Origin of the sequence: Paenibacillus sp. FSL R5-0486 (assembly GCF_037975155.1) — a bacterium.
In the GTDB taxonomy this organism is placed as follows: Bacteria; Bacillota; Bacilli; order Paenibacillales; family Paenibacillaceae; genus Paenibacillus; species Paenibacillus amylolyticus.
Window position 1 is genome coordinate 7,151,185 of record NZ_CP150237.1, and the last position, 24,981, is coordinate 7,176,165.

General features: G+C 43.6%; 14 protein-coding genes. 5 read left to right on the forward strand and 9 right to left on the reverse strand.

Going from position 1 to position 24,981, the window contains the following annotated elements:
* Window positions 1-5 precede the first annotated feature (5 nt).
* Together MKY01_RS31585 and MKY01_RS31590 are read right to left on the reverse strand one after the other, a co-directional pair.
* Window positions 6-6,104 (reverse strand): carboxypeptidase regulatory-like domain-containing protein, encoded by a 6,099-nt coding sequence (locus tag MKY01_RS31585; protein ID WP_339284901.1) that lies wholly within the window; start codon window positions 6,102-6,104, stop codon window positions 6-8.
* Window positions 6,105-6,490: 386 nt separating this feature from the next.
* Entirely contained in the window at window positions 6,491-8,614 is a 2,124-nt protein-coding gene (locus tag MKY01_RS31590) for a 5'-nucleotidase C-terminal domain-containing protein (protein WP_339284903.1), read from the reverse strand.
* Between the two features lie 591 nt (window positions 8,615-9,205).
* Here MKY01_RS31590 and MKY01_RS31595 point away from each other — a divergent pair.
* A complete protein-coding gene (locus MKY01_RS31595; protein ID WP_076252121.1) occupies window positions 9,206-9,832 on the forward strand; it encodes a hypothetical protein in 627 nt (208 codons plus the stop codon).
* Between the two features lie 55 nt (window positions 9,833-9,887).
* Here MKY01_RS31595 and MKY01_RS31600 read toward each other — a convergent pair whose 3' ends face one another.
* The 3 genes from MKY01_RS31600 to MKY01_RS31610 all read right to left on the reverse strand — a co-directional run bounded on the left by MKY01_RS31600 (window position 9,888) and on the right by MKY01_RS31610 (window position 15,351).
* Complete coding sequence (locus MKY01_RS31600) at window positions 9,888-11,003, reverse strand: response regulator (RefSeq protein ID WP_282319786.1); 1,116 nt, start codon at window positions 11,001-11,003, stop codon at window positions 9,888-9,890.
* Entirely contained in the window at window positions 11,000-12,730 is a 1,731-nt protein-coding gene (locus tag MKY01_RS31605; protein ID WP_339284905.1) for an ATP-binding protein, read from the reverse strand. The genes MKY01_RS31600 and MKY01_RS31605 overlap by 4 nt, the downstream gene beginning before the upstream one ends.
* Before the next feature lie 164 nt (window positions 12,731-12,894).
* Window positions 12,895-15,351, reverse strand: coding sequence for an S-layer homology domain-containing protein (locus MKY01_RS31610; protein WP_127547488.1), 2,457 nt, complete (start codon window positions 15,349-15,351; stop codon window positions 12,895-12,897).
* Window positions 15,352-15,537: 186 nt separating this feature from the next.
* Here MKY01_RS31610 and MKY01_RS31615 point away from each other — a divergent pair, with 186 nt between their 5' ends.
* Window positions 15,538-16,086 (forward strand): DUF6199 family natural product biosynthesis protein, encoded by a 549-nt coding sequence (locus tag MKY01_RS31615; RefSeq protein WP_127547490.1) that lies wholly within the window; start codon window positions 15,538-15,540, stop codon window positions 16,084-16,086.
* A 73-nt stretch (window positions 16,087-16,159) separates the two neighbouring features.
* Here the strand turns inward: MKY01_RS31615 and MKY01_RS31620 are convergent, their stop codons facing one another.
* Window positions 16,160-16,837, reverse strand: coding sequence for a DNA alkylation repair protein (locus MKY01_RS31620; RefSeq protein ID WP_127547492.1), 678 nt, complete (start codon window positions 16,835-16,837; stop codon window positions 16,160-16,162).
* Between the two features lie 213 nt (window positions 16,838-17,050).
* On the opposite strand from MKY01_RS31620, the gene MKY01_RS31625 reads away from it, so the two are divergent.
* Together MKY01_RS31625 and MKY01_RS31630 are read left to right on the forward strand one after the other, a co-directional pair.
* On the forward strand, window positions 17,051-18,025 hold the full coding sequence (locus MKY01_RS31625; RefSeq protein WP_282319783.1) for a YndJ family transporter: 975 nt from the start codon (window positions 17,051-17,053) through the stop codon (window positions 18,023-18,025).
* Between the two features lie 91 nt (window positions 18,026-18,116).
* Window positions 18,117-18,569, forward strand: a complete 453-nt coding sequence (locus MKY01_RS31630) for a HEAT repeat domain-containing protein (protein WP_076329306.1) — start codon at window positions 18,117-18,119, stop codon at window positions 18,567-18,569.
* Window positions 18,570-18,789: 220 nt separating this feature from the next.
* Here the strand turns inward: MKY01_RS31630 and MKY01_RS31635 are convergent, their stop codons facing one another.
* Together MKY01_RS31635 and MKY01_RS31640 are read right to left on the reverse strand one after the other, a co-directional pair.
* Window positions 18,790-20,280, reverse strand: a complete 1,491-nt coding sequence (locus MKY01_RS31635) for an aldehyde dehydrogenase family protein (protein ID WP_282319782.1) — start codon at window positions 20,278-20,280, stop codon at window positions 18,790-18,792.
* A 28-nt stretch (window positions 20,281-20,308) separates the two neighbouring features.
* Complete coding sequence (locus MKY01_RS31640; RefSeq protein ID WP_282319781.1) at window positions 20,309-21,394, reverse strand: 5-methyltetrahydropteroyltriglutamate--homocysteine S-methyltransferase; 1,086 nt, start codon at window positions 21,392-21,394, stop codon at window positions 20,309-20,311.
* Between the two features lie 277 nt (window positions 21,395-21,671).
* Between MKY01_RS31640 and MKY01_RS31645 the strand changes: the two genes are divergently transcribed.
* A complete protein-coding gene (locus MKY01_RS31645) occupies window positions 21,672-23,696 on the forward strand; it encodes a right-handed parallel beta-helix repeat-containing protein (RefSeq protein WP_339284910.1) in 2,025 nt (674 codons plus the stop codon).
* Between the two features lie 132 nt (window positions 23,697-23,828).
* Here the strand turns inward: MKY01_RS31645 and MKY01_RS31650 are convergent, their stop codons facing one another.
* Window positions 23,829-24,803, reverse strand: a complete 975-nt coding sequence (locus MKY01_RS31650) for a phosphotransferase (protein ID WP_127547504.1) — start codon at window positions 24,801-24,803, stop codon at window positions 23,829-23,831.
* Window positions 24,804-24,981: the final 178 nt, after the last annotated feature.

Sequence of the window (24,981 nt, forward strand, 5' to 3'; positions counted from 1 at the left end):
TTCCATTACTGGATGTACTTTTTCTTCTTGTACCCGAGTAGACAGAACCCAATCGTCATTAAGGACATCAGCGCCAAAATCATATACAAGAATGGCGATACGCTGTTATCTCCAGTTTTCGGAGCATCGTCCAACTCGTTGCTATCGTTCTTAAGCTGATCGTTACCATTGCCTGGTTCAGGCGTTACGGTACCTGGTTCAGGCGTTACGGTGCCTGGTTCAGGCGTTACAGTGCCTGGTTCAGGTGTTACGGTGCCTGGTTCAGGCGTTACCGTGCCTGGTTCAGGCGTTACCGTGCCTGGTTCAGGCGTTACCGTGCCTGGTTCAGGCGTTACAGTGCCCGGTTCAGGCGTTACGGTCCCTGGACCAGGCGTTACGGTGCCCGGATCTGGCGTTACGGTGCCTGGACCAGGCGTTACGGTGCCCGAATCTGGCGTTACCGTGCCTGGATCTGGCGTTACCGTGCCCGGATCTGGCGTTACGGTGCCTGGACCAGGCGTTACGGTGCCGCCTCCATTGTTACCATTGCCGCCACCAGAACTAATTGGCTTCATTGGCACATCGTACCTGACAATGTCAAAATCGACTGAAATAGTACCACTTGTGTGCGTTTCGTATCCGTCCTTCGTTACGATCAGATAGTAATCCGCTTCAGGAAACACCATGTACGCATAGAAGCCATCTGCATCACTACTCTGCTCCGGGCTCTCGTTGTCGTACGGCGGGAAATTTGGAACCTTTGGAAGCGTTACTTTCGTACCCGGAATGCGGCCGTTATCTCTATTCCGCTGCGTATCCGCATAATACAGTGTAACTTTGGCTCCATCAATTTTCTTGCCAGTGACGGCATCTCCTGTCGTTTCATCATAGACGGTACCGTAAGGGTCGACTAACTCCTCTGAAATATTCAGCTCTCCGTTAGCTTTAACGTCAAGTTGCGCTACTTTGAGGAGCAATTCCTCACCTGTCTCAGCTTGATAGCGAACTTCCATTGTGTACTTCTGCTCGCTTAGCCCTTCCACAGAGAAAGTTCCATTCGACGCCATAGGAAATGCTTTAGGTTGGCCGTTTTCCTTAACATAGATGCCATCCTTGTCTTTCAAATAGATATGCATCTGGCTAGTCAACAAATCGTTGAATAGCACTGTTGTTCCATCCAATTGTTTGAACAGAATGATCCCCACGGCCGTAATGTCCGCTGGAACAGTCTCGTCCGTTACACTGCTGTTCACATTTGCTTTCTGCGTAAACTCAACAGGTACATCCTTACCGCCTACCCGATACATCTTCGTATATCTGATCGTATAGTCGGTATCCGCTACGGCTGGGATTGAATATTCACCCTTCTCATTCGTCTGCGTCTGAATCTCTTCGCCTGTCTTCAGATCGGTTACCGTAATCGGTGCATTCGGAATGACTTCTCCTGTTTTATTGTTACGCAACACGCCTTCCAGATACGGTCGGGTATTGGCAAAATGTGCTTCAGATAATTTTTTCTCTGGAATAGTGCCCATGTGAATGAGACTTTCTGGATCAGTCACATAGCCATCTTGCGTATAATCATCTTGGGTCACTTTGTACTGAAGATTGGTTGGAAGCCCTTGGACAATGAGCGTCTGGCCATCTGTAAGCTCAAAGCTCTCACCGCTCTTGATCATACCCTTGCTGCCGTCTGATTTCTCATAGACGTAGGATTCGTCCGATCCCTCGCCGGTGAAGGCAACCGTGTACTTAAACAGCTTCTTCTTGTCTTCATCTTTGCCTTTAACTGTGTTGCTGATTAATAGGCCGCCCTTCAAGACTCGCACGTTCGTGAATGGGGCATCTTCATCAATGCCTTTCATGACTCCGGTATAGTACCGTTCCTCAGGAGTAGTCATGTATTCATCGGTTGTATAATCTTGTTGGGTAACTGTGTATTTCAGATTCTTAGGCAGACCCAAAATATCCAGTGCCTCTCCATCCTTAAGGCGGAATTTACCGCCGGACTTGATCGAACCTGTGCTGCCGTCCGTCTTCAAGTAAGAGTAACTTTCCTCTTTGCCTGTATCCTCAAAGTTGACGGTGTACTCGAACTCCTTCGTTTTATCGCCGCCGTTGCCCATGACCGTATTGCTGATGGTCAGCTTGTTAACGATCCGTTCATTGATGAAGTCCGCTTTGTGATCACCTTTATTCACGATTGAGCCAGACAGCTCTCTCGTACCCGGTATCGTCGTATAACCGTCAACGGATGTATAATCAGCCTCGTTTACGGTATAGACCAGATCCGCAGGCAAGGCTGGGAACGTCACAGATTCCCCGTGCTTAAGGGTAATCTTGCCTCCGCTCTTGATCGTGCCAAACGTATCATCCGACTTCTTATAGGTATACTCTCTGTCCTTACCTTCGCCGGTGATGGTCACGGTGTACTCGAACTCTTTGTCCGGATCACTGCCGTTGCCTTCCACCTTATTGGTAATAGTCAGCTTGCCTTGTGCCGGTGTAGGCACGATCAGCGGATTATCAGAGGTTAATTTCACCCCGTCTACCCAGATGGGCTTCCCTGGCGTATTCCCTACATATACTTGGTATACTCTTGTAGTTGGCAGCCAAGTATTGGTGTCAATATAGGTTTCTTTCAGCTCATAATACCCTGGATCAGGGAATAGCAGATTAAGTTTCCCTCCGCTATCGGTTTTTCCTTTGGTGATTATAGTTCCGCCGTCTTTCTTATAGAGTGTGAACTCTACGTCTTTTAGCGGATTGCCATTGGGATCTACCTTTTTCAGAGGTAACAGAGCATTGGAACTTGAACTGCCGGCCACGTCCGAACTGTCCAGCGTGCTTTCGCTTCTGGCACTGACAGATTTCAGATTGTCATCGCCCTCCAGTTTTACCTCGTTGCCCATTGTGTCTCCAGCTTTCGCTGTAGATGGATCAACTTCTGTTTGGTACACAAACTGGTAAAGCTGATTAGGGTCGTCCATTTTAAATGTTAGAACCGTAGTGCCACCTGCGCCTGGTACAGCTTCTACTTGAACTTCAGCATTCGGGTCGCTGAGGTCCAGTGCTGCGCCCTCTCGTTCAAGAGTCCCGCTTGCGGTCAATTTAGCAGGATAGACTGCCATACTAGGTGATGTCAGCACAAGCTTTCCGTTTTCTTCATAACGCAAATTCATGCCTGCACCCAGGGTATCCTGCAAATAAACACCCTGCTTCATGTTAAATGGCGGGCTATAGTTCACCGTCCATTCCAGCACTCCTGGAACTGGCTTAGTTACCGACTTTCCAAGGGTCTGAATAGGTACAATAACTTTGCGCTGTTCGGTGACAACCTTCTCCACTCCACCCCATGTCATATGAAGGTCGGCTTTGTTATACAGCACCTGTTTGTCCGTGCCGTTGATGGTGTATTCCTCTAAATACTTCTGTAGAGCATCGTTGGAAGGTCTTGCTTTCACCAGAATGATATAAGGACTTTCCAACTTGGAGAAGGTGAAAGTACCCTCGTTTCCAATGTGTGAAAAATGGACTACATGAGAACTAGTACCTGGTTCAATTAGAGTTCTAGCATCGTTTCTAACACCATATTCTGTTCCTGCACCATTGTCCGAAAATCCTTTCCAAAGCTCAAAATCCTTAGTTTCAGAGAAAGGAACGAATTCCCAGCCTTCGGGAAGTGTATCCACTAGCTTAATATTACTAATGACTCGATTACCGCCATCCTTAGCCATTTCTTCTGTGTTATATCCAGGCATATTAACCCCTAAACGGAATGTGACCGTCTTGGTTGTCCTGTCATAGCCAGAAATTGTCCATGCTTCATTGTTATCATTTCTAATGTAACTGCTAACGTTATTCGGCGTCACATTGTCAAAAGTACCATCTACTTTTAATGGCCTCGAAGCAAAGAGCATATCCTTGTTCAACATATGCATGTGTAGGTTGGCGCTGTTATCTGCTTTTTTTACGGTTTCGCCATCAATGAGCAAAGCCCGATTCGAAACAGTTTTCCCTGCGTTAATATCCTGTCTGAAGAGAATGTTCGGGTTGGTCTCAAGTGCACGGAAGCTGAAGGATGCCGCTTCTTCGGTGTATCCGGTCACCTTGATCAAATCCGCCACCACTTTACCGTCCACGGTTAATGGAATAGCTTTCATCGTCAATCCGGTTGCATTCGACTTCAGAGTTCCCGCTTTGTACTGCTTCCAAAGCTGCGCAGAAGTGATATTTGCTTTAATTTTCGCAATTGTCTCCGCACTCACCTCGCTGGTTTCATCTACAGCGTTGTCCAAGACGTTCAAGTCACCGCCATGCACAAGGACATCGTATACTACCGCGTTAGGTAAGGCATACTGTGGTGCTAGATTAACGGTCCACGTGATACTGCCCAGGTTATAATCCTCGGTTGATACTGCGCCTGTTTTTGTAAACGTGTGTGCGCCAATGCTGACGACTGCCTCATCTGTCACCGCAATAGGTCTTTTACCCGTCATTACATCGTTGTTCTGTATAACACCTGGTGTATCCAAATTCCAGTTGGCACGAGGGTCAATTTGGAAGCTGGAACCACTTATTGCCTTGCTTTTAATCAACAATTCGACTTTTCCGTTAATATCCCCGAAGGAATACACGCCGTTTGAATCTGGTGTAATTGGCGTTTCTTCAGATACAGCGCCATCTACCCATGTCTGCCATGCAGCCGATTTAAATTCCAGCCCAGCCGGTAATACATTTGTAATGGTAAAGTCCTTTAACCCTTTTTTATTATATTGGTTAACCGCGATCTTCCATGTAATGGTTTCATTCGCATGGTCATACGAAGCGCTGGCTTGAATCCAGTCGGGAGCAAAGGAAATCTCCAAACCTGAATGGACCAATAGATCATTGTCTTTTCTCAGTTCCACTCTGCCATTCATAACCCGGTGGCTGCGACCGAGATTAGCTGGCGGATTCCGATACTCGTAATAATAAGCTTCCTTTGAAATCCATGTTTTATATTCAACCTTTGGATCTAGACCTGTTCCCTGTGGAAAAATGTAAGTCAGCGATCCGTCTGGACCAACGACTGGAGTTACATTTTGGTCATTTACTTTAAATGATTCCTCCATATAGGTGCCGCGGGCATTTCCAGAGCTGGTATTATACCAAAATGTCTTTCCGTCTAGTGGCAATTTGATTGTTTTATCAAACTGATCAAACGCAGATACGGTTGACTGCCAGGTAACAGCTCCCTCAACAAATTGTGCTGGTTGAATTCCGCGATAGCTATACTGATCCCATTTGATCATTCCAGGCGAGCTTAAAGTAATATTATACTCTGCTGTAACATCTGGGTTCTCTAGCTGATATGCACCACCAAAGATGTTGATCGGCTTTTTATCGCCATACGCTAGTCCCGTTATATCTGCATTGGCAGTAGATTCAAAGCTGAAGGCGATACCTCGTCCAACACCATTGAAAAAATTATCTTCACCGTTAAATACAATCTTGATGCTATTTGGAGTGAAATAGGCGGTACCCAGCTGTTTTGTACCTGATTCCGTCTGTGCATTCAAGGTTTTAGTAGCTGTTGGCAGCACCACTTCCTTGAAGTAATCTTCTCTTTTCAGCTCGATCCAGTCACCCTTTTGGATGTATTTCTCAGGATCTGCATTAGTTGGATTTGGGTCATCACCATTCACTGGTACCTTGAGACCTTCCGATTTGAGCGTAAAGGGCTGTCTACCCTGAATAATACCGTTCGGATTAATAACAGCATTCCCCTGTGTCACTTCCAGCGGAAAAGTTGAATTAGATTCCATAAATACCGCTGTTTTGTCCGTTGGGACTGCCGCCATCGCTACGAAATTATTCGGTTTGTCGTTCACTGCCTCTGGTACCGAAAGCGGTTCCTCTTGCACTGCCTCAGGTTCCGAAAGCGGTTCGTCGTTCACTGCCTCAGGTACCGAAAGTGGTTCGTCGGCACTCGGTGAGTCAGATTCAATGACCGCTTCCATTCCGGAATCGGTTGGCACACTCTCCGCATATGCGGCGGTGGAGTATATCACTGTCTGCAAGACGAGCAACATTGCCAGAAATAAAGACAATAACGGTTTACCTATATTGCGTTTTTGTTTCAAACGAAAATCTCCTCCACTTCTAAAATTTTTGCAGCAACCAGAAACTTTTTCCCTTTCCTTTGGCCATTCCATCCTTACAACAGAAACTGATAAAATTCATCAAGTTCATATGGCTTGCCTTACCATTTTACTTTAGAGCCCTTACCAAATTCTGAACACTAAACGGTAACCAAACCATAGAGCCAATTCAGACATAGATTTCTCCATAGAATCGTGGATTTTAAGCATAAAAAAACATCCTAAATTGGGATATGGCATTCTCCTGGATAAACCCTTTTCACCAATTAAAGAACTACTTGATGAGAGGGTTTATCCGTAGAGGAATGCTCATTCGCCCGATAGGATGTGTTTCTCTGTTTTAATATAAAGTTTGAATAAGTTCTACATTATGAAGCTTTTGCTGCAACAACCTTTTCAATCAATGCTTTTGCATCGTTAGTTGTAAGACCATGTTTAGGTTGAAGTGATTTTTGATCAGTTCCAGCAAAAATACCTTTGTCAATCAGTTTTGCCATAGGTTTAATTGCATAGGCTGACACGGATTTACCATCTTCGAAACTAGCAATAATCGTAGCAGCGTCTTTATCAGTCGCTTGATCTTTTACCAATTTAGCAAGAATGGTAGCAGCTTCTTCACGTGTGATATCCCGATCAGGATAGAAGTTTCCACCATAACCTTGAATGAATCCAGCATGCATAGCTTCAGCAATCGCATCTGCATATGCAGCATTAGCCGCAACATCCTTGAATGCAGGTGCTGTAGCTACTTCGTTAAGTTTCAACATGTCAACCAGAGCACTTACAAATTCAGCACGAGAAATGACTTCTGTTGTTACAGGTGTTTCTGTTGGCTCGGTAGATGCAGCCAGGTTTGTGATACGTCCTTCATTTTTAGCTTCGATGCTACCGCCTTTATACGTGTCTACGATGTATTGGTAGAATACATCCAGATCGATAGGACCTGCCAGGGATGATTTAGCATCCAGCAGCACTTTATAGTTATCTCCACCTGCAGCCATAAAGTTGTTAACTACAGCCGTATATGTTTTTGCAGGATCAATCGTTGTTCCATCTTCCAGACTGAGACCTGTAACGCGTTCTGCGACCGGCTTATCGAAATCTGCAGTGTATTTCAAACCAGAGATTTGGAGTGTTTTGGTATTAGGTGTACCGTCAGCATTGGTACCCCATTGCTGCTGCAACAAGGTTTTAACCTGTTCGCCAGTCAGCTCAAGTTTTACTAGAGTATTACCAAACGGTTGGATTTTGGCAAGATCAGCAAAGGTCACATCGCCTTGTGGCAGATCCGCACGAATACCGCCTGGATTCATAAATGCAAAGTCAGCAGCACTGGCCTTATCCCCAAAGTCTGCTTCACGCATTGAATCTGCAATGAGGTTGCCTAGAGGGGCTTCGTTATTATAAGCATCTGTACGGGTAACAGAACCGTCCGTTGTACCTACTGGCTTCGTCAGCTCAGGATGCTTGTCTAATGATTTTTTAATAATAGCTAAAGATTCAGGGTCTTCTTTTATTCCCTCTTGGAAAGTCGTTGTAACAGTCGCTGATTTTTCAGTTACATCCCCGGTGGCAGGGTCAATCATCAGCTTGATATCTTCAAACGCCGTACCATAGGAATAAGCTTGAACGATCAACTTTCCATTCACTTCACCGTTAGCCAAAGCATGATTGTCACCTGCAACGATAACGTCAACAGGGGAGTCCGCTGGTAAAGCTTTTGCCAGATCAGCTGCTTCTCCAGTGGTTACGCCTTCTTTGGTTGTTGCTGGATCATGTGCCAAAACAATGATCGTTTCTACACCTTGGTCTTGCAATTCTTTAGCATATTTATTAACGGCTTCCACTTCTTCTTCTGCGCTTAAGAAACGTACGCCAGCTGTCCCAGATGGAGATACTTTGGCAGGTGTTGATTTCGTCACTAGTCCGATAAATCCAATTTTGACTCCGCCCACTTCTTTAATCACATACGGCTTAATCAATGTTTTTCCTGTGGCAGTTTCAATCACGTTTGCATTGACGTAATCAAATTTTGCACCGGCATGCGTTACCTTACCTTCTTTTGGATCAAGGCCACCAAAGATCTGTGCCTTTAAAGCAGCGACACCTTGGTCGAATTCGTGATTCCCTAAGGACCCTACATCGAAGCCCATCATATTCATCCATTCCATGGTAGGCTCGTCACGATCCAAAGATGAGGCTGGAGCAGATGCACCAACAGAGTCTCCATTATGGAAGAGTAGGGAGTGTTCATATTTGGCTTGAGCTTCTTTGAGATAGGTTGCTAGAATTGGAGCCGTTCCTGCCTTCTTATCACCCACGATTGATGTGGTATCTAACTGACCGTGGAAATCATTGATTCCAATCAAGTGTACTTCTACATCGTTACCTGCGGCAGAGACAGAACCTGCTGCGCCCAATAGTTGCGTGAGTAATAGTGCAGCGGTAGCTACACGCAGTGTGCTTTTACCCAAAACTTTTTTCCAAAACATGAATGAAAAAACCCCTCTCCAATTTTAGATCCTGAGATATTTTACCATAGTTCAATTCATAAAAATCATTAAATATATAAAATGGGTGTAAAAAGTTGAGAGATTGATAGAGGAGATGAATACCTATATCTCGATCTGCACCAAAATTAGTGTTTAGCTTCAATTTATTCAAGCGAATAATAGGTTTTTTTCTAGCTCAGGAGACGAGAAGTTATAACGCATTGGTTGTAAGTAATAGATTCAAAATTTCATATAGAAAAATATGGCTTTTATATTTTTTGTTGCTATAATGGAAAATAAAGTATGTATTTTTACTTGATGATATAACTCCTCTACTAAAAAACACTTAGCTTCCATCTCCTAAAACACACACATCCCATTACATAATATGTATCAAAGATTTTCACACTTCTATTAAAGGAGGTGACCGTTGGGAGCATTTTAGATCTTAGTTCCCGTTTTACACCAGATGGGGACGTGTTACCTCACCGCTCCTGACTGAATACAACGCAGAAACATGCAATAGCTGTAAGGATTTGTTGTTCTATGCATTTAACTTTAACCATTATAAGAAAAATAGGAGCGTGTCCAATGAACAAACGACTTTTTCCCAGATCTTTTCGAGTTCTTATGGCTTGCTTGTTGATTCTTGCATTTGCCGTACCAGCAACAGCTTCTGCTGGCTATCTTGGAGATAAACTCACGATCGGCCAAAGCATGGCAAAGGGTGACTATCTCACCTCCCAAGATGGCAGGTTCTCAGCCATCTGGCAAAATGACGGGAACTTTGTTATCTATCAAAACGGTTCTTCTCTCTGGAGTAGCGGAACTAGTAACAGTGGGGCTCTTTCGTTCAATTTTGAATCACAGTACGGGAAACCTGTCATGTATAAATATGGCATGAAATATCAAGACGTTTACCAATATGGTTATCGATATGGTTTCAACCCGGCTACAGGTAAATTCGAATATTACACCGGTTGGGGATGGGATAAAGTTTTGATGATTGATACTTCTGTACAGGTAGCTGCCTGGTCTCCCAATACCACCTCATGGATTCCAGGTCATCACGGGAGCAGCTTACCTGCTAACACAACAGGTGATACACTGGTCATGCAAAGTGATGGGAATTTAGTTCTCTATAACACAACCCTGACCAATAGCAATTATCCGAACAGTTGGATTCCTGTCTGGGCTTCCAATACGGGCGGGCGTTAAAATCAGATAGAGAGCTGCATGATGCGCGGCTCTTTTTTTGTTTATCAGAAGGATATCATTGATATTGTTCATATTGCTGTTGAATAGACAGCGAAGGCTGTAATCCAAGTTCATGAAGCAGTAATTGCGTATATTGCTCATAGTGTTTATGTAGTGATTTTCGATCTCCCATGGCTCCCAATATACTTAACAACAGCAATGTTGACTCTTCCTCAAACTCATTGCGGGATACAATTCTTCTGGCAATGCGTGCTGCTTCATTATATTGATTCCGTTCCAGCAACCAGCTTGCAAGACGCTTGGCATAGGAAACGTACACAATTAACAATCTCTCACGTTCCCCTGTCGCCCAATCAAAAGATTTACCCTCAAACAACTCGCCTACGAACTGTTTCTCTAACGCTATGGCCGCTTTTTCATTAGTTATATTGAATTCGAATAACTCCAACATGGTCTGTTCGAATCGAATAAAATCAACATCCGCTTGATCTAAATCTACCCGATATTGTTCTTGTGCTGATAGGATCATCTCCTTGAACCCATGCTCGGATAACACCTTTCTAAGCTGATAGACAATCGTATTCAAGTACACTTCCGCCTGCTTGAGAGGCCTCCCTGGGAAGAGATCCTCCAGGATTCGGGATTTGGCTACACTTCGACCCTGATGAACAAGCAGATAGGCAAATAGCTCCATGCTTTTTTTGGATTTCCATTTTACTGCACCCGCTTGCTTGCTGCTAGCCTCGAAGCAACTCAGTCCATGAACCGTCAGCCGATTAGGCGCAATGTCGTCAGCAAGATTAGAAGAAGATCTCCGTCTGCTGGCCGCCCTAGTGAGCGTCTGAGCCAGTCGCATTCTGGAAATCGGCTTAACCATGTAGTCCAACGGATAAACATCGTAAGCGTGAATCGCATATTCTGCATGCGAAGTGGTAAACACAATGTCAAGATCATTACAAACTGAGATCAAGCTGCGTGCAAGCTCTAATCCATTGTCCGTAGCGATCTGGATGTCCAGGAATGCGAGATCCACTTCCCAGTTCTTAACGAAATCGAGTGCCTCTGCCGCATTCTGAAAGCTTCCGACAATCTCCACATCTTGTATATTCGACAGCATTCGCTTCATTGCCAACAGCATGGCAGGCTCATCATCAACGATGAGAACTTTCATCTCTCTGTTCCGCCTCTCAAGGTGAAGTGAAATACGCTTCCTTGTCGCACCGTGCTTTCTGCCCACATATCTCCACCACTTAGTTGTACGAACTGTCGACTTACGAGCAGTCCAAGCCCTGCCCCTTTTTCACCTAATGTACCCGCCATGGAGTTGAGTTGCTTCTCGTTAAATAGCTGACGTACTCGCTCCTCTTCCATACCTACTCCGTTATCACGAACGGACACGATCACCATGTCTCCCGACAACTGAGCGTACACTTCGATTAAACCACCCAATTCGGAAAATTTGATGGCGTTGGTTAATAAGTTACGAATAATTAAACCAACTGTTTCCCGGTCTGCATATACATGGGTGCCTATAGCAATCTTATTCATCACGCTGATATGTTTACTCTCACTTTTAATGTGTAACATATGACAACAGTCCTCAACAACCTCCGAAAGCTCCAGTAACTCTGGACGAAGTGTCATGTCTTCAACCTGACTGCGAAACCACTCCAACAAGTTATTAGCCATTCCAAGTGTATTACGAATCTGGTCACCAAGCTGCTCAATGATCTCCTGATGATCCGCAGCGAAGGATTGCCTGTCCGCCTCCAGTAACTCCACGAGTTGAAACTGTAGCGCTAGCGGACTGCGAATATCATGAGATATAATTGTAACCAGTTGATCCTTCAACTGGTTCAACTGTGCCATCTGCTCCAGATGCCGTTGTTTCTCTGTAATATCAAAAATAAGAGAAATATTACCCTGTGCCTTACCCAGTGTATATAATGGATATACGTTTACACTATATATTTTTCTTTCTCCATCCAGCCACTTATCAATCTCTACACTGCCCGGTTGCATAGACTTGCTCAGCTTATACCATTCTGGCCAGGACGCTAGGATTTCCGATATATTCCGACCCGAAATATTGGTATAGCCCAACTCTGAGAACCATTGTGAAGCTCGATTATTGCTATCGATGACCTTTCCCGAACCATTCACAATCACAATACTCTCCTGCAACGTATCAAGCACAATATTCCTGGCAATCGGAACGGTAGAGAAGAACTTAATCCTCAGAATAATCACCAGCATAATTGTCCCTGTAGATCCGCAGTAAACTGTTAATGGAAGTAACCATGATGACCACTCAGGCTTCACAAATTTGATAATCTCCAGGACAAACGGTAATGTAGCCAGAAGGAGAACCCACATTCCCGGCTTACGATAATCACTCCTAATATTCCTTACATACTGAAATAAATAGTAGAGGCATATAACCACTGCACTATAGCAAATGAGGCTGAATGCTCTGGAATAGAGGGTTTTTGTTGTGACTAGGTGGCCATTATAAAGCTCAATCGTCAGATATATAATATGAAGGTTTGGGTCAAGCCACATAAGCAACGACCACGATACAAATACGGCAAACAATAGGATCTTCCATTGGGTCTTCAGCGGCTTGTCTCGACCGACTAAGTGATAAACGAATAAGATCAAGAAAGGGACCATTACATTTTGGGTCGTATTCTGAATATTGCGAAAAATGAATTTAGTCATTACTACATCGCTATGTCTCTCCAGAATGATACTGCTTGAGTACATCATTCGGCATACGATCAAACCTACGAGGTAGATTACTCCGCGCTCTCGTCTAAACCCGTACACAGTGAGTAAGATGATACCCGTCATGATCAATGAAACAATCATCAGGATAAGTTCTACAGTGGAATTCATACATCAGGTCCCTTTATATTTAAATTAAGAAAATAGACACCTTATTCCTTTTCTATCCATAATAGTAGAGAGAATTATGGATTACAAGCATATCTCCTATCAGGCTTCAACAAAAACTGACCCCTGTTGTCATCTAATGACATCAGGGGTCAGTCCTTTATTGCTTAATGTATAGATTTCCAAAGTCGCAAGAGTACAACCGCTGCTTCGGCTCTTGTTGTTCGTCCCTCCGGAACAAATCGATTACCCGCTTGCCCTTTCAGAAGTCCGTGCTCCTGAGCAGCTTCGACATATGCCTTGGCCCATGTTGGAATGCTTGTATTATCAGAGAAATAAGAGCTAGCCGTACGATCAGCATTCCACTTCATGGCCTTGGAGACCATCGTAGCCATCTCTGCACGGCTTACCGTTTGCTTCGGCCGTAATGTTCCATCGGGATATCCTTGCAGAATTCCCTTGGCTACAGCTGTCTGGATCGTCAGGTGTGCCCATGCCGGGATGCTCTCTGCATCGTTGAAAGACACCTCACTTGATTCGTTACGTATCGGGATCTGAAGTGTCCGCATCAGCATAACGGCGAACTCCGTTCTTGTTACGTTGCCTCTTGGTACAAAGGTGTAGGTATCTATCCCCTCCACAATACCCAATTCTGCTGCCTCGCAAATTTCGGATGTTGCCCAGTGATTCTCGATATCCGTGAACCGACATACCGGAGCTGATGGCGCATTATTCTCATCATGGGTAATACGGGTAACCGTTACGGTATACGTGCTGATCGTTCCATCCTCGGCTTGAACCGTAAGTGTAATTACATTGACACCCATCTCCAGAGGGACGGTCGCCATCTCATTTATACGTTCTCCCTGCAGCTTAACAACCGCCTTGGAATGGACTGAAGTTACTTCCAACTCCACCTGCTCAGCATCTGTCTCTACTGTATAATCCATAGTCCCGGATTTAAAATTAGGAGATAATTCCAATGCCTTTCCGGAATTATAAACATTTATTTTAGCTAAAGCTGCCTGGTTAGATGGAGATGAGGTTACTGCAGGCGGAGCAGACGAATTACCCCCTTGATCTATTGGATTCGGTGCTGGTACCGGCATTGTGTTATCCAGTAGAAAAGGATTGGAAATCGCATCCGTAACATTCCCTACGTTGTCTGTTGCGCGAATGTGTAAGTACCAGTTGCCATTCCCGCTAGTCTGACTCAAGTTATCACTGTTGCTGAAGGGCAACCAGCCACCTGTCGGAACGACGGTACTTTGCGTCCACACATATTGCAGTGAAGCAGTATCTATTCCGCTTTGTATGTCGCTGACCTTCACTTGGCTTGCTGCGGTTTTCGCCGCGGCAACACGACCATTCGTACCGAACTGCACTTCTGGAGACGTTGAATCGATTGCTACAGTAATGGTATACGTTTGACCCGGAAGCAAATAGGGCTTCACGTGAACAGGAATGACCGTATCCGTGGTTGCTCCCGAGATATCTATCGTCTTGGTGTTGCCGTCCGGCAGTAGCTCATTGTTTACGTACATAACTGTCTGGTCCGTGCTTGCCATTGTCGGCGTTACATCTACACTGGACAGCGATTGACCGTCGTAATAATACGTGTAGTCCATGACTGAAGGATCAAAGGATTCCGTGAAATTCCCTTCCTGTAGCTTAAGATCTCTCAGATTGGCATTCCCAGGTACATTCATTTGTCCATCCTGATTATATCCCCAAGTAACTAGGGTACCATCTGACTTTAAGGCAAGCGAATGTAAATGACCTGCAGCGACCGCCACTACTCCTTCTAAGTCGGTTGGTACATCGGTTTCACCACTAATATTTTCCCCCCAGGCGACCACCGTGCCATCTGACTTTAGCGCTAGTGAATGAGCTTCTCCTGCAGCGATCGCCACTACTCCGTCTAAGCCTACGGGCACATTGGTTTGACCACCATTATTACCTCCCCAGGCAACCACCGTGCCATCTGACTTTAGCGCTAGTGAGTGAGATGCTCCTGCAGCAACCGCCACTACTCCGTCTAGGCCTACAGGCACATTAGTTTGACCAACATTATCGCCTCCCAAGGCGACCACCGTGCCATCTGACTTCAGTGCAAGCGAATGGAGGTTACCAGCAGCAATCGCCACTACTCCGTCTACAACCACGGGTACATTCGTTTGACCGTTGGCATTGTTCCCCCAGCCGATCAACGTGTTGTCTGACTTCAGCGCAAGTGAATGGTTGCTTCCTGTGGCGATTGCCACCACATCATTCAAGCCCGCTGGAACGTTTAGTTGACCAACGCTATTGCTCCCCCAGCCAACCACCGTGCCATCTGACTTTAATGCAAGTGTATGGAAATACCCAATATCTATTGCCACAACTTCGCTTAAGCCTAATGGAACGTTTAGTTGACCAAAGTCGTTTCTCCCCCAGGCCACCAACGTCCCATCTGACTTTAACGCCATTGAAGCAAGACCGCCTGCGTCTATTTTCTCTACTTTAACAGGTGAAGCAGGACCTGCAGCATAAGCCGATCGAACATCAAATGGAACGATTGTGCTGAACAACAATACGAAGCATATAACAAGATAATCCATCTTTCTCCAATTAAACGATAACAATATGTATTCTCTCCTTCATCCCTTTGATTCAGGCAACGCCAGAGCATACCTTTTGATCAGATCCGAGAGTCATCACCCTCTATGGATATTAACAGAGCGCTATGAAAGAATAATGAAAGAAATAGAATGGTGTTCTTACTGTTTTTTATATTAGACTAATACTTAACATATAGAGGATGTGATTGTTTGACAGGTATCATAGGTGTTTTAGTCATGATAATAGGATTAATTATGGCAATTTGGCCTTATTTTGCTTGGTATGTACGACTGGGATGGAAGTTTAAAGATGCGGAGCCAAGTGATTTAGCACTAAGTGCCGGACGGATCTCAGGCATTGTCTTGGTGATTGTCGGTTTTATACTGATCGTTTCAAGTTGCTCCACGGGAAGCGGAGCGGACAGCAAATGGGCAGAACAATTCAAAGAGAAACTTGATGCAGGGCAAGTAAAAGAAATCAGTATCGGTATGATTAATCCCACCATATTAAGCGAGGAAGAAAAAAATACGGTTATCCATATGATACAAGATGCAGAACTTAGACCTTTTGATGCAGGTGATGTGTTTGGATCGAACAATGCTGGAAAAATTACATTTACAGACGAAACGAGCCTAGACATCGTTATTTTCGGACCTTCTGGAGGAATCGAATTGCATCCGAAGGCTGCTGAGAAGGAATATGAGATCATGAGTGAAGAGTTAAAAAATTGGTTTCACACCAATTATAGTGATCAGTAGTTTAAGAAAAATTTTGCAATTGCCCTCCAAGCAAAAAGGGTCTGGAAGCTTACTTCCAGACCCTTTTTCCATATTAAGGCTTCCAGTTCTTATTTCGTTTGTTAACTTCAATTGCAATGAACTCTGGCAAATAATTAGGAGTACAACCCTTTGATACCATTTCATCTTTATAAAGACCTGTATTTTCACCAAGTTTAATACAACGCGCACGATACTTTTGATCATAAATGCCTATCCAGCCTGCAATGAAATTCATAGCCCACTGAACTTCCGGCTCTTCCTGCGTAATACTAGCTTCAATTGCAGATAGTAAGTCCTCGGTGTTATCAGGAGGCGTTTGTCCGGTCCATCTCAATCGCGCTTGATAATACCAGAAAGCTCGCCTTTGAAGAGCAGAAGGACTTTTTTCCCATGATTCCATCAATGCAATGGTCTTCTTGTCTTTGGTGAGCTGACTAGCCATTAACCAATCCATTAAGTTATTTCGCTCATCAAAAGTGTGAGTCTGCATATCCTTATCAAACTTATTGAGCAATTCTTGTGAGAGAAGTTTTTTATCCATAATTAAAATAGCTAATAGTCTGGGCAAAAACGCTTCGGTCGACCAAAGTTCCATAGCTAGTTCGTGATCTTTTTTAATATCCTTTGCGATTTTTCGTAATTCGCCTAGCTTAGTTTTACTATTGATCTGTTGTAGAATGTTCCCTGCTTTTGAAGAGTATTTTATTTCTATACTTTTATCCTTATTCATTTGATACCACAGCTCCTTTATGGTGAAAGTCTTTGAAGAGCGAAAGGGCTATTTCCCATGACTCCATCAACCGCAGTAAGATAAGCTTATTTTCATATATTGACAAATAAATGTGTTAGACTACTAAAAGAAGAATTACCGATCTATACTAAAGAATGCTACACACTGGATACAGGCAGTTCTTACGATAAACGTAGTTTGAAAGGAAACCCCATGAATAGTTCCTTGAAGCAACGAATGAAATCATTATTAGCACCAGTGTTTCCCGGTGGAATCATAACCATTCTGATATTTTCCCTTGAATACTTCCAATTCGAACTTGTTGAAAAATTTCTGCTTTTTGCGGCTTTTGTCATTGTACCTCTTGTGATTTTACTTTTGAACCATGATGAAAAGAATAAACATCAACAAATGATTTATGCTGCTATGAAATGGCTTCAATTTCCCGCTGCGCTTCTTACCCTGGCCTCGGTAATGAGTAGTAAGATGTGGGGGTTAGAAAGCACGGTAATACCGGGGATTCTGTCCCTTGGGTGGCTACTGTTCACACTGCTGCTTGGCATCTATGGCTTGACCACGATTGTGATCTCTAAAGGAAAAGCAGCTGAAATAGCGATTGGTGCGGGGCTCGTTTATTTTTTTATCGGGGGCATTTGGTTTACCTTATATCAATATCAATTGAACCTGTTCCAAGCTAATCCTTCAACGCACGCGTTAAGCTCGCTCCACTTTCATTTTTCATCTGCGATCGTTCCGATTTTTATTGGTGCACTGGGACGCATCATGACGAAGAAAAGCTGGTATCCTTGGATCGTTGCCATCGATATCATCGGACCAATCTTGATTGCTATTGGTATGATTTTCTCCAAGCCAATTGAATACGTCGGTGTCACTTTGTTCGCCTGTAATATTGTGGTTTACACCGCTTATCTCCTTACTTACTTGAGGAAAAATGCTTTGGATAATAAGGAAGCCTTCTTTTTAGGCCTTTCTTGTCTAGCCTTTTACACGGTTGTTGTCATTTCCATCTTCTATCCGTTACTGAAAAATATGTACTCCTTAACCATACTCGATTTCATTCCCATATACGGATCTCTGCATGCGTTTGGTTTTGTCTTATGTGGACTGATTGGTTGGGTGTATATGGTGGACTTCATTAAGGAAAAGGCTAACCAATCGGCTTCATAGGAGTAGTTTAGTCAGGTTCGTGCTATAATAGTGATCACATAAATAACATTCATCATTCTGCCGAGATGGCGATGATTAAGGAGATTGAATTTTGACGAACAACCATGATATTGGAGCAGTTAACGAACTACCGGAGAACTTTGAAGAGCTCAAACGAGCGGCTAACCGGACGTCAAGCTGGAGAGAAAGACTGAATGCGGTGAACGAATTGGGGAACTGGAATACAGCCCCTACCATTAAATTGCTGCAGCATGTTTTGAAAAATGATCAAGTGTTTCAAGTGCGCGAAGCCGCATATCACAAGCTCAAGCAGTTGGATGAAGATGTACAAATGCCTGCCAAAAACAAAGGTGAGCTGTTTAAAGGTACTAACAAAATTTTGCTACGGATTAAAAAAAGCCTTCCTGAAGGTCACACATTCGAGCAATTCAAGGAAAAACTGCAAAAGACACGTCTGGATATTTATGATACTTACGAGGGCGACAAAGATGCTGAGTTCGATTCCTGGCTCCATGGAATTTGGGAGACACTAGGTAGAAAATAGCCGACGTTCACCGTATAATAGCTGAGTATCAAGCCACTCCATCAATGGAGTGGCTTCTTTATTTTTTCAGCGTCACCTCCATCAGATGTGGGGGTATTTTCTCTCTAAAAAAGTCACCACTGTCAAACTGATCTGACAAAAAAACGCCCTGTCTACTGATTCTTAAAAATCAGTAAACAAAGCGCAAAGTTAGAGCCTTTTTGAACAACCTCTATACCATTTACTCTGGTATATAAGGAAGATCCAGTGTCTTCGGAACGTTGATGACATGCTTTTCTGTATAAGTGCGGATACCTTCCACGCCGTATTCACGGCCAATACCGGATTGCTTAACCCCACCGAAAGGGAACCGAACGTCGAGCCCCTGCACAGCAGCTGTATTGATCATAGTCGTTCCAGCTTCGAGTTGACGTGCAACGGAGATGGCATCCTCTTCTTTCCCCCACACAGAACTCGTCAATCCATATATACTTTCATTGTGTAGATGAATAACCTGCTCTTCATCGTCAAATGGCAGAATCGGAACCGTAGGACCAAACTGTTCCTCCACTACAATCGGATCATGAACATCGCAACCTAAGACAAGCGTAGGTTGTAGGTAGTAACCTTGTTCAAACAGCTTCTGATCAAGAATTTGACCGAGAGGGATGACCTCAGCCCCACGCTTTTGCGCATCTTCAACCAAACCAAGCACATAATTTTTCTGCTTCAGGTTATTAAGTGGACCTACTGTCGTATTTGAATCAAATGGGTCACCAATTCGAATCCAGCGATTAGCCGCCTCTATATATTTTTCCACAAACTCATCATAAATAGAACGGTGTACATACACACGTTTGGCGATCATACAGATCTGGCCTGCTGTCAAGAAATTAGAAATGACAATCCGGCGCATTGCTCGCTCATCATGAACATCAAAACTTTCCAAGAAGATAGCCGCATCATTACCACCAAGCTCAAGCGTCATATCCTTAATCGTTTCCGAAGCCGCTTTAATAATATGCTTAGCTGTTGCGGTTCCACCTGTAAAGACGATTTTAGTAACAAGAGGATTACTAGTCAGTTCAACGCCCACATCCGCATCACCATGAACGACATTGATTACACCAGCCGGAAACTCACTCGCAATAATCTCTGCCACTTTCGCTGCCGCCAGTGGTGCATATGGACTTGGTTTAAGCACAATGGTGTTACCCGCAAGTAAGGCAGGAGCGATCTTAATCGTAGATAAAGCAATGGGATAGTTCCATGGACTAATCGCTGCCACCACACCAATTGGATCATAGGAAAGAATCGTTTTACCATTCTCATGCTCTTTGATCTCTTCCTGTAGAGCCGATTTGGCTTCATTACAAGCAAACTCCATCCACATTAACGAAACATAAATTTCGCCGTGTGCATCATACAGGGGCTTGCCATGCTCTCTAGACAGCAAATGTACAATTTCATTCTCAGCTGCTCTAATCTTCTCGATCGCCTTGCGCATCATAATAATGCGTTCATCAATGGGGGTCTGCTTCCATGTTTTAAAAGCCCCTGCCGCCGCTTCAATCGCTTCAACCGCTTGTTCTTTCGTAGTGACAGGGAAATAACCTACGATCTCAGTTGGGTTTGTTGGATTCTCTTTTGCTACCTGCGAAAGGGATTTTACATTCTGACCATTAATGAACGCTTCAACTATAATTGTCTCTTGGTCTGCTTGAATTGTCATTTTGAATCCCCTCCGTTATTTAGATGGATTAATTCCAAACTTCTTCTGCAATTTCCTTCACATAACGAAGTTTACGCCATTGTTGTTCTTCCGTTAAAATATTGCCTTCTTCTGTAGAAGAGAAGCCACATTGCGGGCTCAAACAAAGTTGCTCAAGTGGTACATAGGTTGCCGCCTCTGCAATCCGAGCTTTAATTTGTTCTTTATCCTCTAACTCGCCTGTTTTCGATGTGAGTAAACCAAGCACGATTTTCAAATCTTTTCGATTCACATACTTTAATGGCTCGAAACCACCTGAGCGCTCATCATCAAACTCTAAAAATAATCCATCTACGTTTAAGCCTCCAAAGATAACTTCAGAAGCGTAATCATAACCACCCGTTGAGAAATAGTTCGATTTATAGTTACCACGACAAATATGCATCGTCACAACTAAATCTGCTGGTTTATGAGACAAGGATTCATTAATCATGCGCTGCATCGTTTTCAACTCTTCCGCCGGTTCCAGACCTTTAGCACGTAGCTTATCGTGACCAGCGTCTGAGAATAGGTCTGCCCAAGCTGTATCATCTAATTGCAGATATCGACATCCCGCATCATAGAAGGCTTGAATTGCTTTTTGATACGCCGCAATCGTATCCTGAAGGAATTGCTCTCGGTCCGTATAGATATTAGCGTCATTTTCCAATCGATATAGAAGCATGTTAGGACTTGGAATGGTCTGTTTCGCGACAGCGTCACCTGCATGCTTTTTCAAAAACTCAAAATCCTGAACAAAGGGATGACTCGAGAAATCAACTTTACCAACAACACGAATCCCACCCTTGCGAGTTTGCATGTTATGGAATTTCGGTCCGTCTATTTGCTCATACAACTCTACGCCATCCAAGCCGCCCAGAAAATCAAAATGCCACCAGCTTCTACGGAATTCACCATCCGTAACTGCCAATACGCCATTTTCCTTTTGCTTTTCAATAATTCGAATAATCTCTTTATCTTCCACAGCTCTTAATTGCTCATATGTGATGTTGCCTAATTTATATTGTTCACGTGCCTGACTTAAATCTGCAGGACGTAGAAAGCTACCTACATGATCATTACGAAATGGTATCATAACTATTTCTCCTTCTAACTTTTTATTCTAATGAGTATAGCATGGTGGAAAGGAATGCCTGTTATATGAAAAAAGCATGGCTAGTCATAGCTTTTAACAATAGCTAAAAGACTTTAATACGCAAAAATCCACAACTTCATAGGGTAGTGGATGTGATTTTACCTTTTATCAATATCATTTCAGGCTTAACATACACCTTCCTATCTCTGCCATTATAATTATTTTCTAGTATAATAACGGGATACAACAATAATTTTAAAATAGAAGGAGAGTTGTTATGGAATATCATGTATCCATACATGGGAATGATCAAGGAAAAGGAACAGCGGATCAACCCCTTCGTACCATATCACGCGCCGCGGCTCATGCCATGGCCGGTGATACAGTTATTGTTCATGCGGGAGTATACAGAGAATGGGTTAACCCGGCTAATGGAGGAACAGCGGAGCATAGAATCGTATATCGATCCGCAGGAGACGGGGAAGTCGTGATTACAGGAGCTGAACGGATTACCAACTGGAAGTCCGAAGGAAACCATGTCTGGAGCACAGAAGTGCTCAATTCCCTCTTTTCCGTTCGCAATCCCTATGAGGTAGAGCTCAGTGGAGACTGGTTGTTTGACGGGCCCTTCCCAATTCATCTCGGCGATGTCTATTTGGATGGCAAATCATTGTATGAATGCGATAATATTGAAAGCGTTCACAACCCTGAAGTTTGGTCCGAAGCCAAGTATCCCAAGGATTCATTGTTAAAATGGTATGCCGAGGTTGATTCTACAACAACAAAAATCTGGGCCAACTTTGGTGGAAAAGATCCTTGTACGGAAAATGTAGAAATTAATGTACGTCCTTATTGCTTCTGGCCTGTGAAACCGGGAATTAACTACATCACTGTAAGCGGCTTCACTCTGCGTCAAGCCTCCCCCCAATGGGCACCGCCTACAGACTACCAGGAAGGTTTGATTGGACCTCACTGGAGCAAGGGCTGGATTATTGAAAACAATATAATCAGTGAATCCAAATGCGTTGGTATTAGCCTGGGTACCGAAATCGGTACAGGGCACACCAAGTCTTTGGAGAAGCATAGTAAAGGTGGTACTCAACGCGAGCAGGAGGTTATTTTACAAGCATTACGCTCCGGCTGGCATAAAGATAACATCGGCAGTCACACAGTTCGAGGTAATGTGATTCATGATTGTGAACAGGCAGGTATTGTGGGTCATATGGGAGCAGCCTTCAGCCACATTTATCAGAACCGTATTTATAATATTCACCACAAACGACTCAGACATGGTGCCGAAGTAGCGGGAATTAAACTGCATGCTTCCCTGGATACTCAAATTAGCGAAAATATAATGTATAGCTGTTACCGTGCGCTTTGGTTGGACTGGCAGGCACAGGGCACTCGCATCAGCCGTAATGTATTTTTTGACAATCTTTCGGAGGACCTCTTCGTTGAGGTTTGCCATGGTCCATATATGGTCGATCATAACCTATTTCTCTCTCCGATGAATTTCAGGAATATGGCCCAGGGCGGGGCATTTGCTCATAATTTGTTTGCAGGCCGATTTGTAGTTCGTTCCGAAATTACTCGTATTACGCCATATCATTTCCCTCACGAGACGGCCATGGCGGGATACTCCAATATCACTGGGGGCGATGACAGGTACTACAACAATATCTTTATAGGTGACAATGATCCTAATAAGGAGCCTGTGCCCATCACCTTCTTTGAGCATATTCCCCTTAAACCAAGGGATGAAGTTGGAGAGGACGGGAAGACGGTCATGGATGGTATCCCGGACAACTCCAGATGTTATCTGCATGCTGTGGGACTTGGCGGCTACGATCAACATCCGGATGTGAAAGATAAGAAATGGTGGGAATACACCAAAGAGGAGCTTATGGAGCTTGGCGATGCCGCAAAGGATTTCTTTATAGGCAATGCCGTACTTCCGGTAGCTATGGGTGGCAATGTATTTCTTAACGATGCGGTTTCAAGCCGTCACGAATCCCAAGCGAAGATATATACACAAAAGGGTATGAACGTTGAGATTGATCCTGCGCTAGGTAAGGTGCACATTCAGATCAATGAGCCCGAACTTCTTCGGGGAACCTCTGCAATGTTAGTTACCACGGATCTGCTTGGAAAGACTTATCACGCCAACATGAAGTATGAGGAGCCGGACAGTAGTCCATATCATTTTGACTCCGATTTCTTCGGAACAAAGAGACCCGATGCAGATGTAACACCTGGTCCGTTTGAATTAACCGAAACGGGTACTCTTGATTTTGAAATTTAAGTTTATGATTGAGGGTCCAGTCATTTCAGGTGATTGGATCTTTATCATGTGTAAAGCCTCTATTCCGCTAATCGGGATAAAGCCATATTTTCATCAAAAGCCTTTCGCCCTAATTGTGGCAGGGTTCACCTGTTAACTCAAAAAGTCCATATCAATATAAGGTGTGTTATTTAATAAATTTTCATAGTAAAAGCGTCGGGCTTGCTCATACCATTCAGTCCAATCAGGAGCGTTAAAGTCTCTGCTTCTATAGAGCGCAGCTAAAACTCTAGCTTGCCTTAAATTTATAAATAGTGGAACTTTGTTTAACTGGCTTTGGCTTACAGTGTATTCCTTGCAATAGCCATTTAAGAAGTTGCAATAGTAGCGTTTTGCAATCTCCTTCCTCACATCTCCAGACACAACCCAAGGAATTGGGATTTCATAAAATAATGGTGTAGCAATATCAGAAACAAACCAGCTATATTCCACCTCATCATAGTCAATAATAAAGGCTTTATCCCCATCATTAAGATAATTGCCAGGGCTGATATCCCCATGAATAAGACCATATGTATTTTTTTCCTTGGGCAGGGCACTAATTTCATTAATTAAACGATCATAGTTACTGTGTAATTCTAACGGACAATACTTCTTAAAAGATTCTAATAGAGTATTACCACTCCATTCATGGCGTGGGTTTTGGGTCGAGTAATTAAGCGATAACTTATGTATTTTCCCGACCATTTGTCCAATATTTTCATAAAACGTATTGCTCTCCTCAGCGATTACTGCATTTCTGCCTGGTGCTTTCTCAAAAGCTGTCACAATAAAGGACCCGTCAATGATATGAATAAGATCCCCTGATGAAGATTGAATAGGCCTTGCTACTTTCATTCCGCGATCAGCCAGAAACATGATGAAATCTAGTTCCGCTCTTGTTAATAATTCATTTCGATGGGTGACATGCGTAATTCTTAAAATGACTTCTCTATTTTCAACGACGCCGGAATAAACGAAATTTTGAAACCCATTTAATTCGATAATGGAGTTCTCACGTATTCCAAAACATTGTGCGGACTCTTTCAATATATCTTTTGTGAATAGTAGTTTAATCTTTTTATCCATATAATTTCTCCCCTTTACTTCTATGGTAACAAGAGGTACCAAATGAGATATATGCAGAATTTGATTAGAATCAACTTTTACACAAAAAGTCACATCGGAAAACTCGATGTGACTTACAAATGAAGATATGTTTCTTGAGTGTATGATTCTTCAATACTTTCGTAGGAAAGACCTTCGC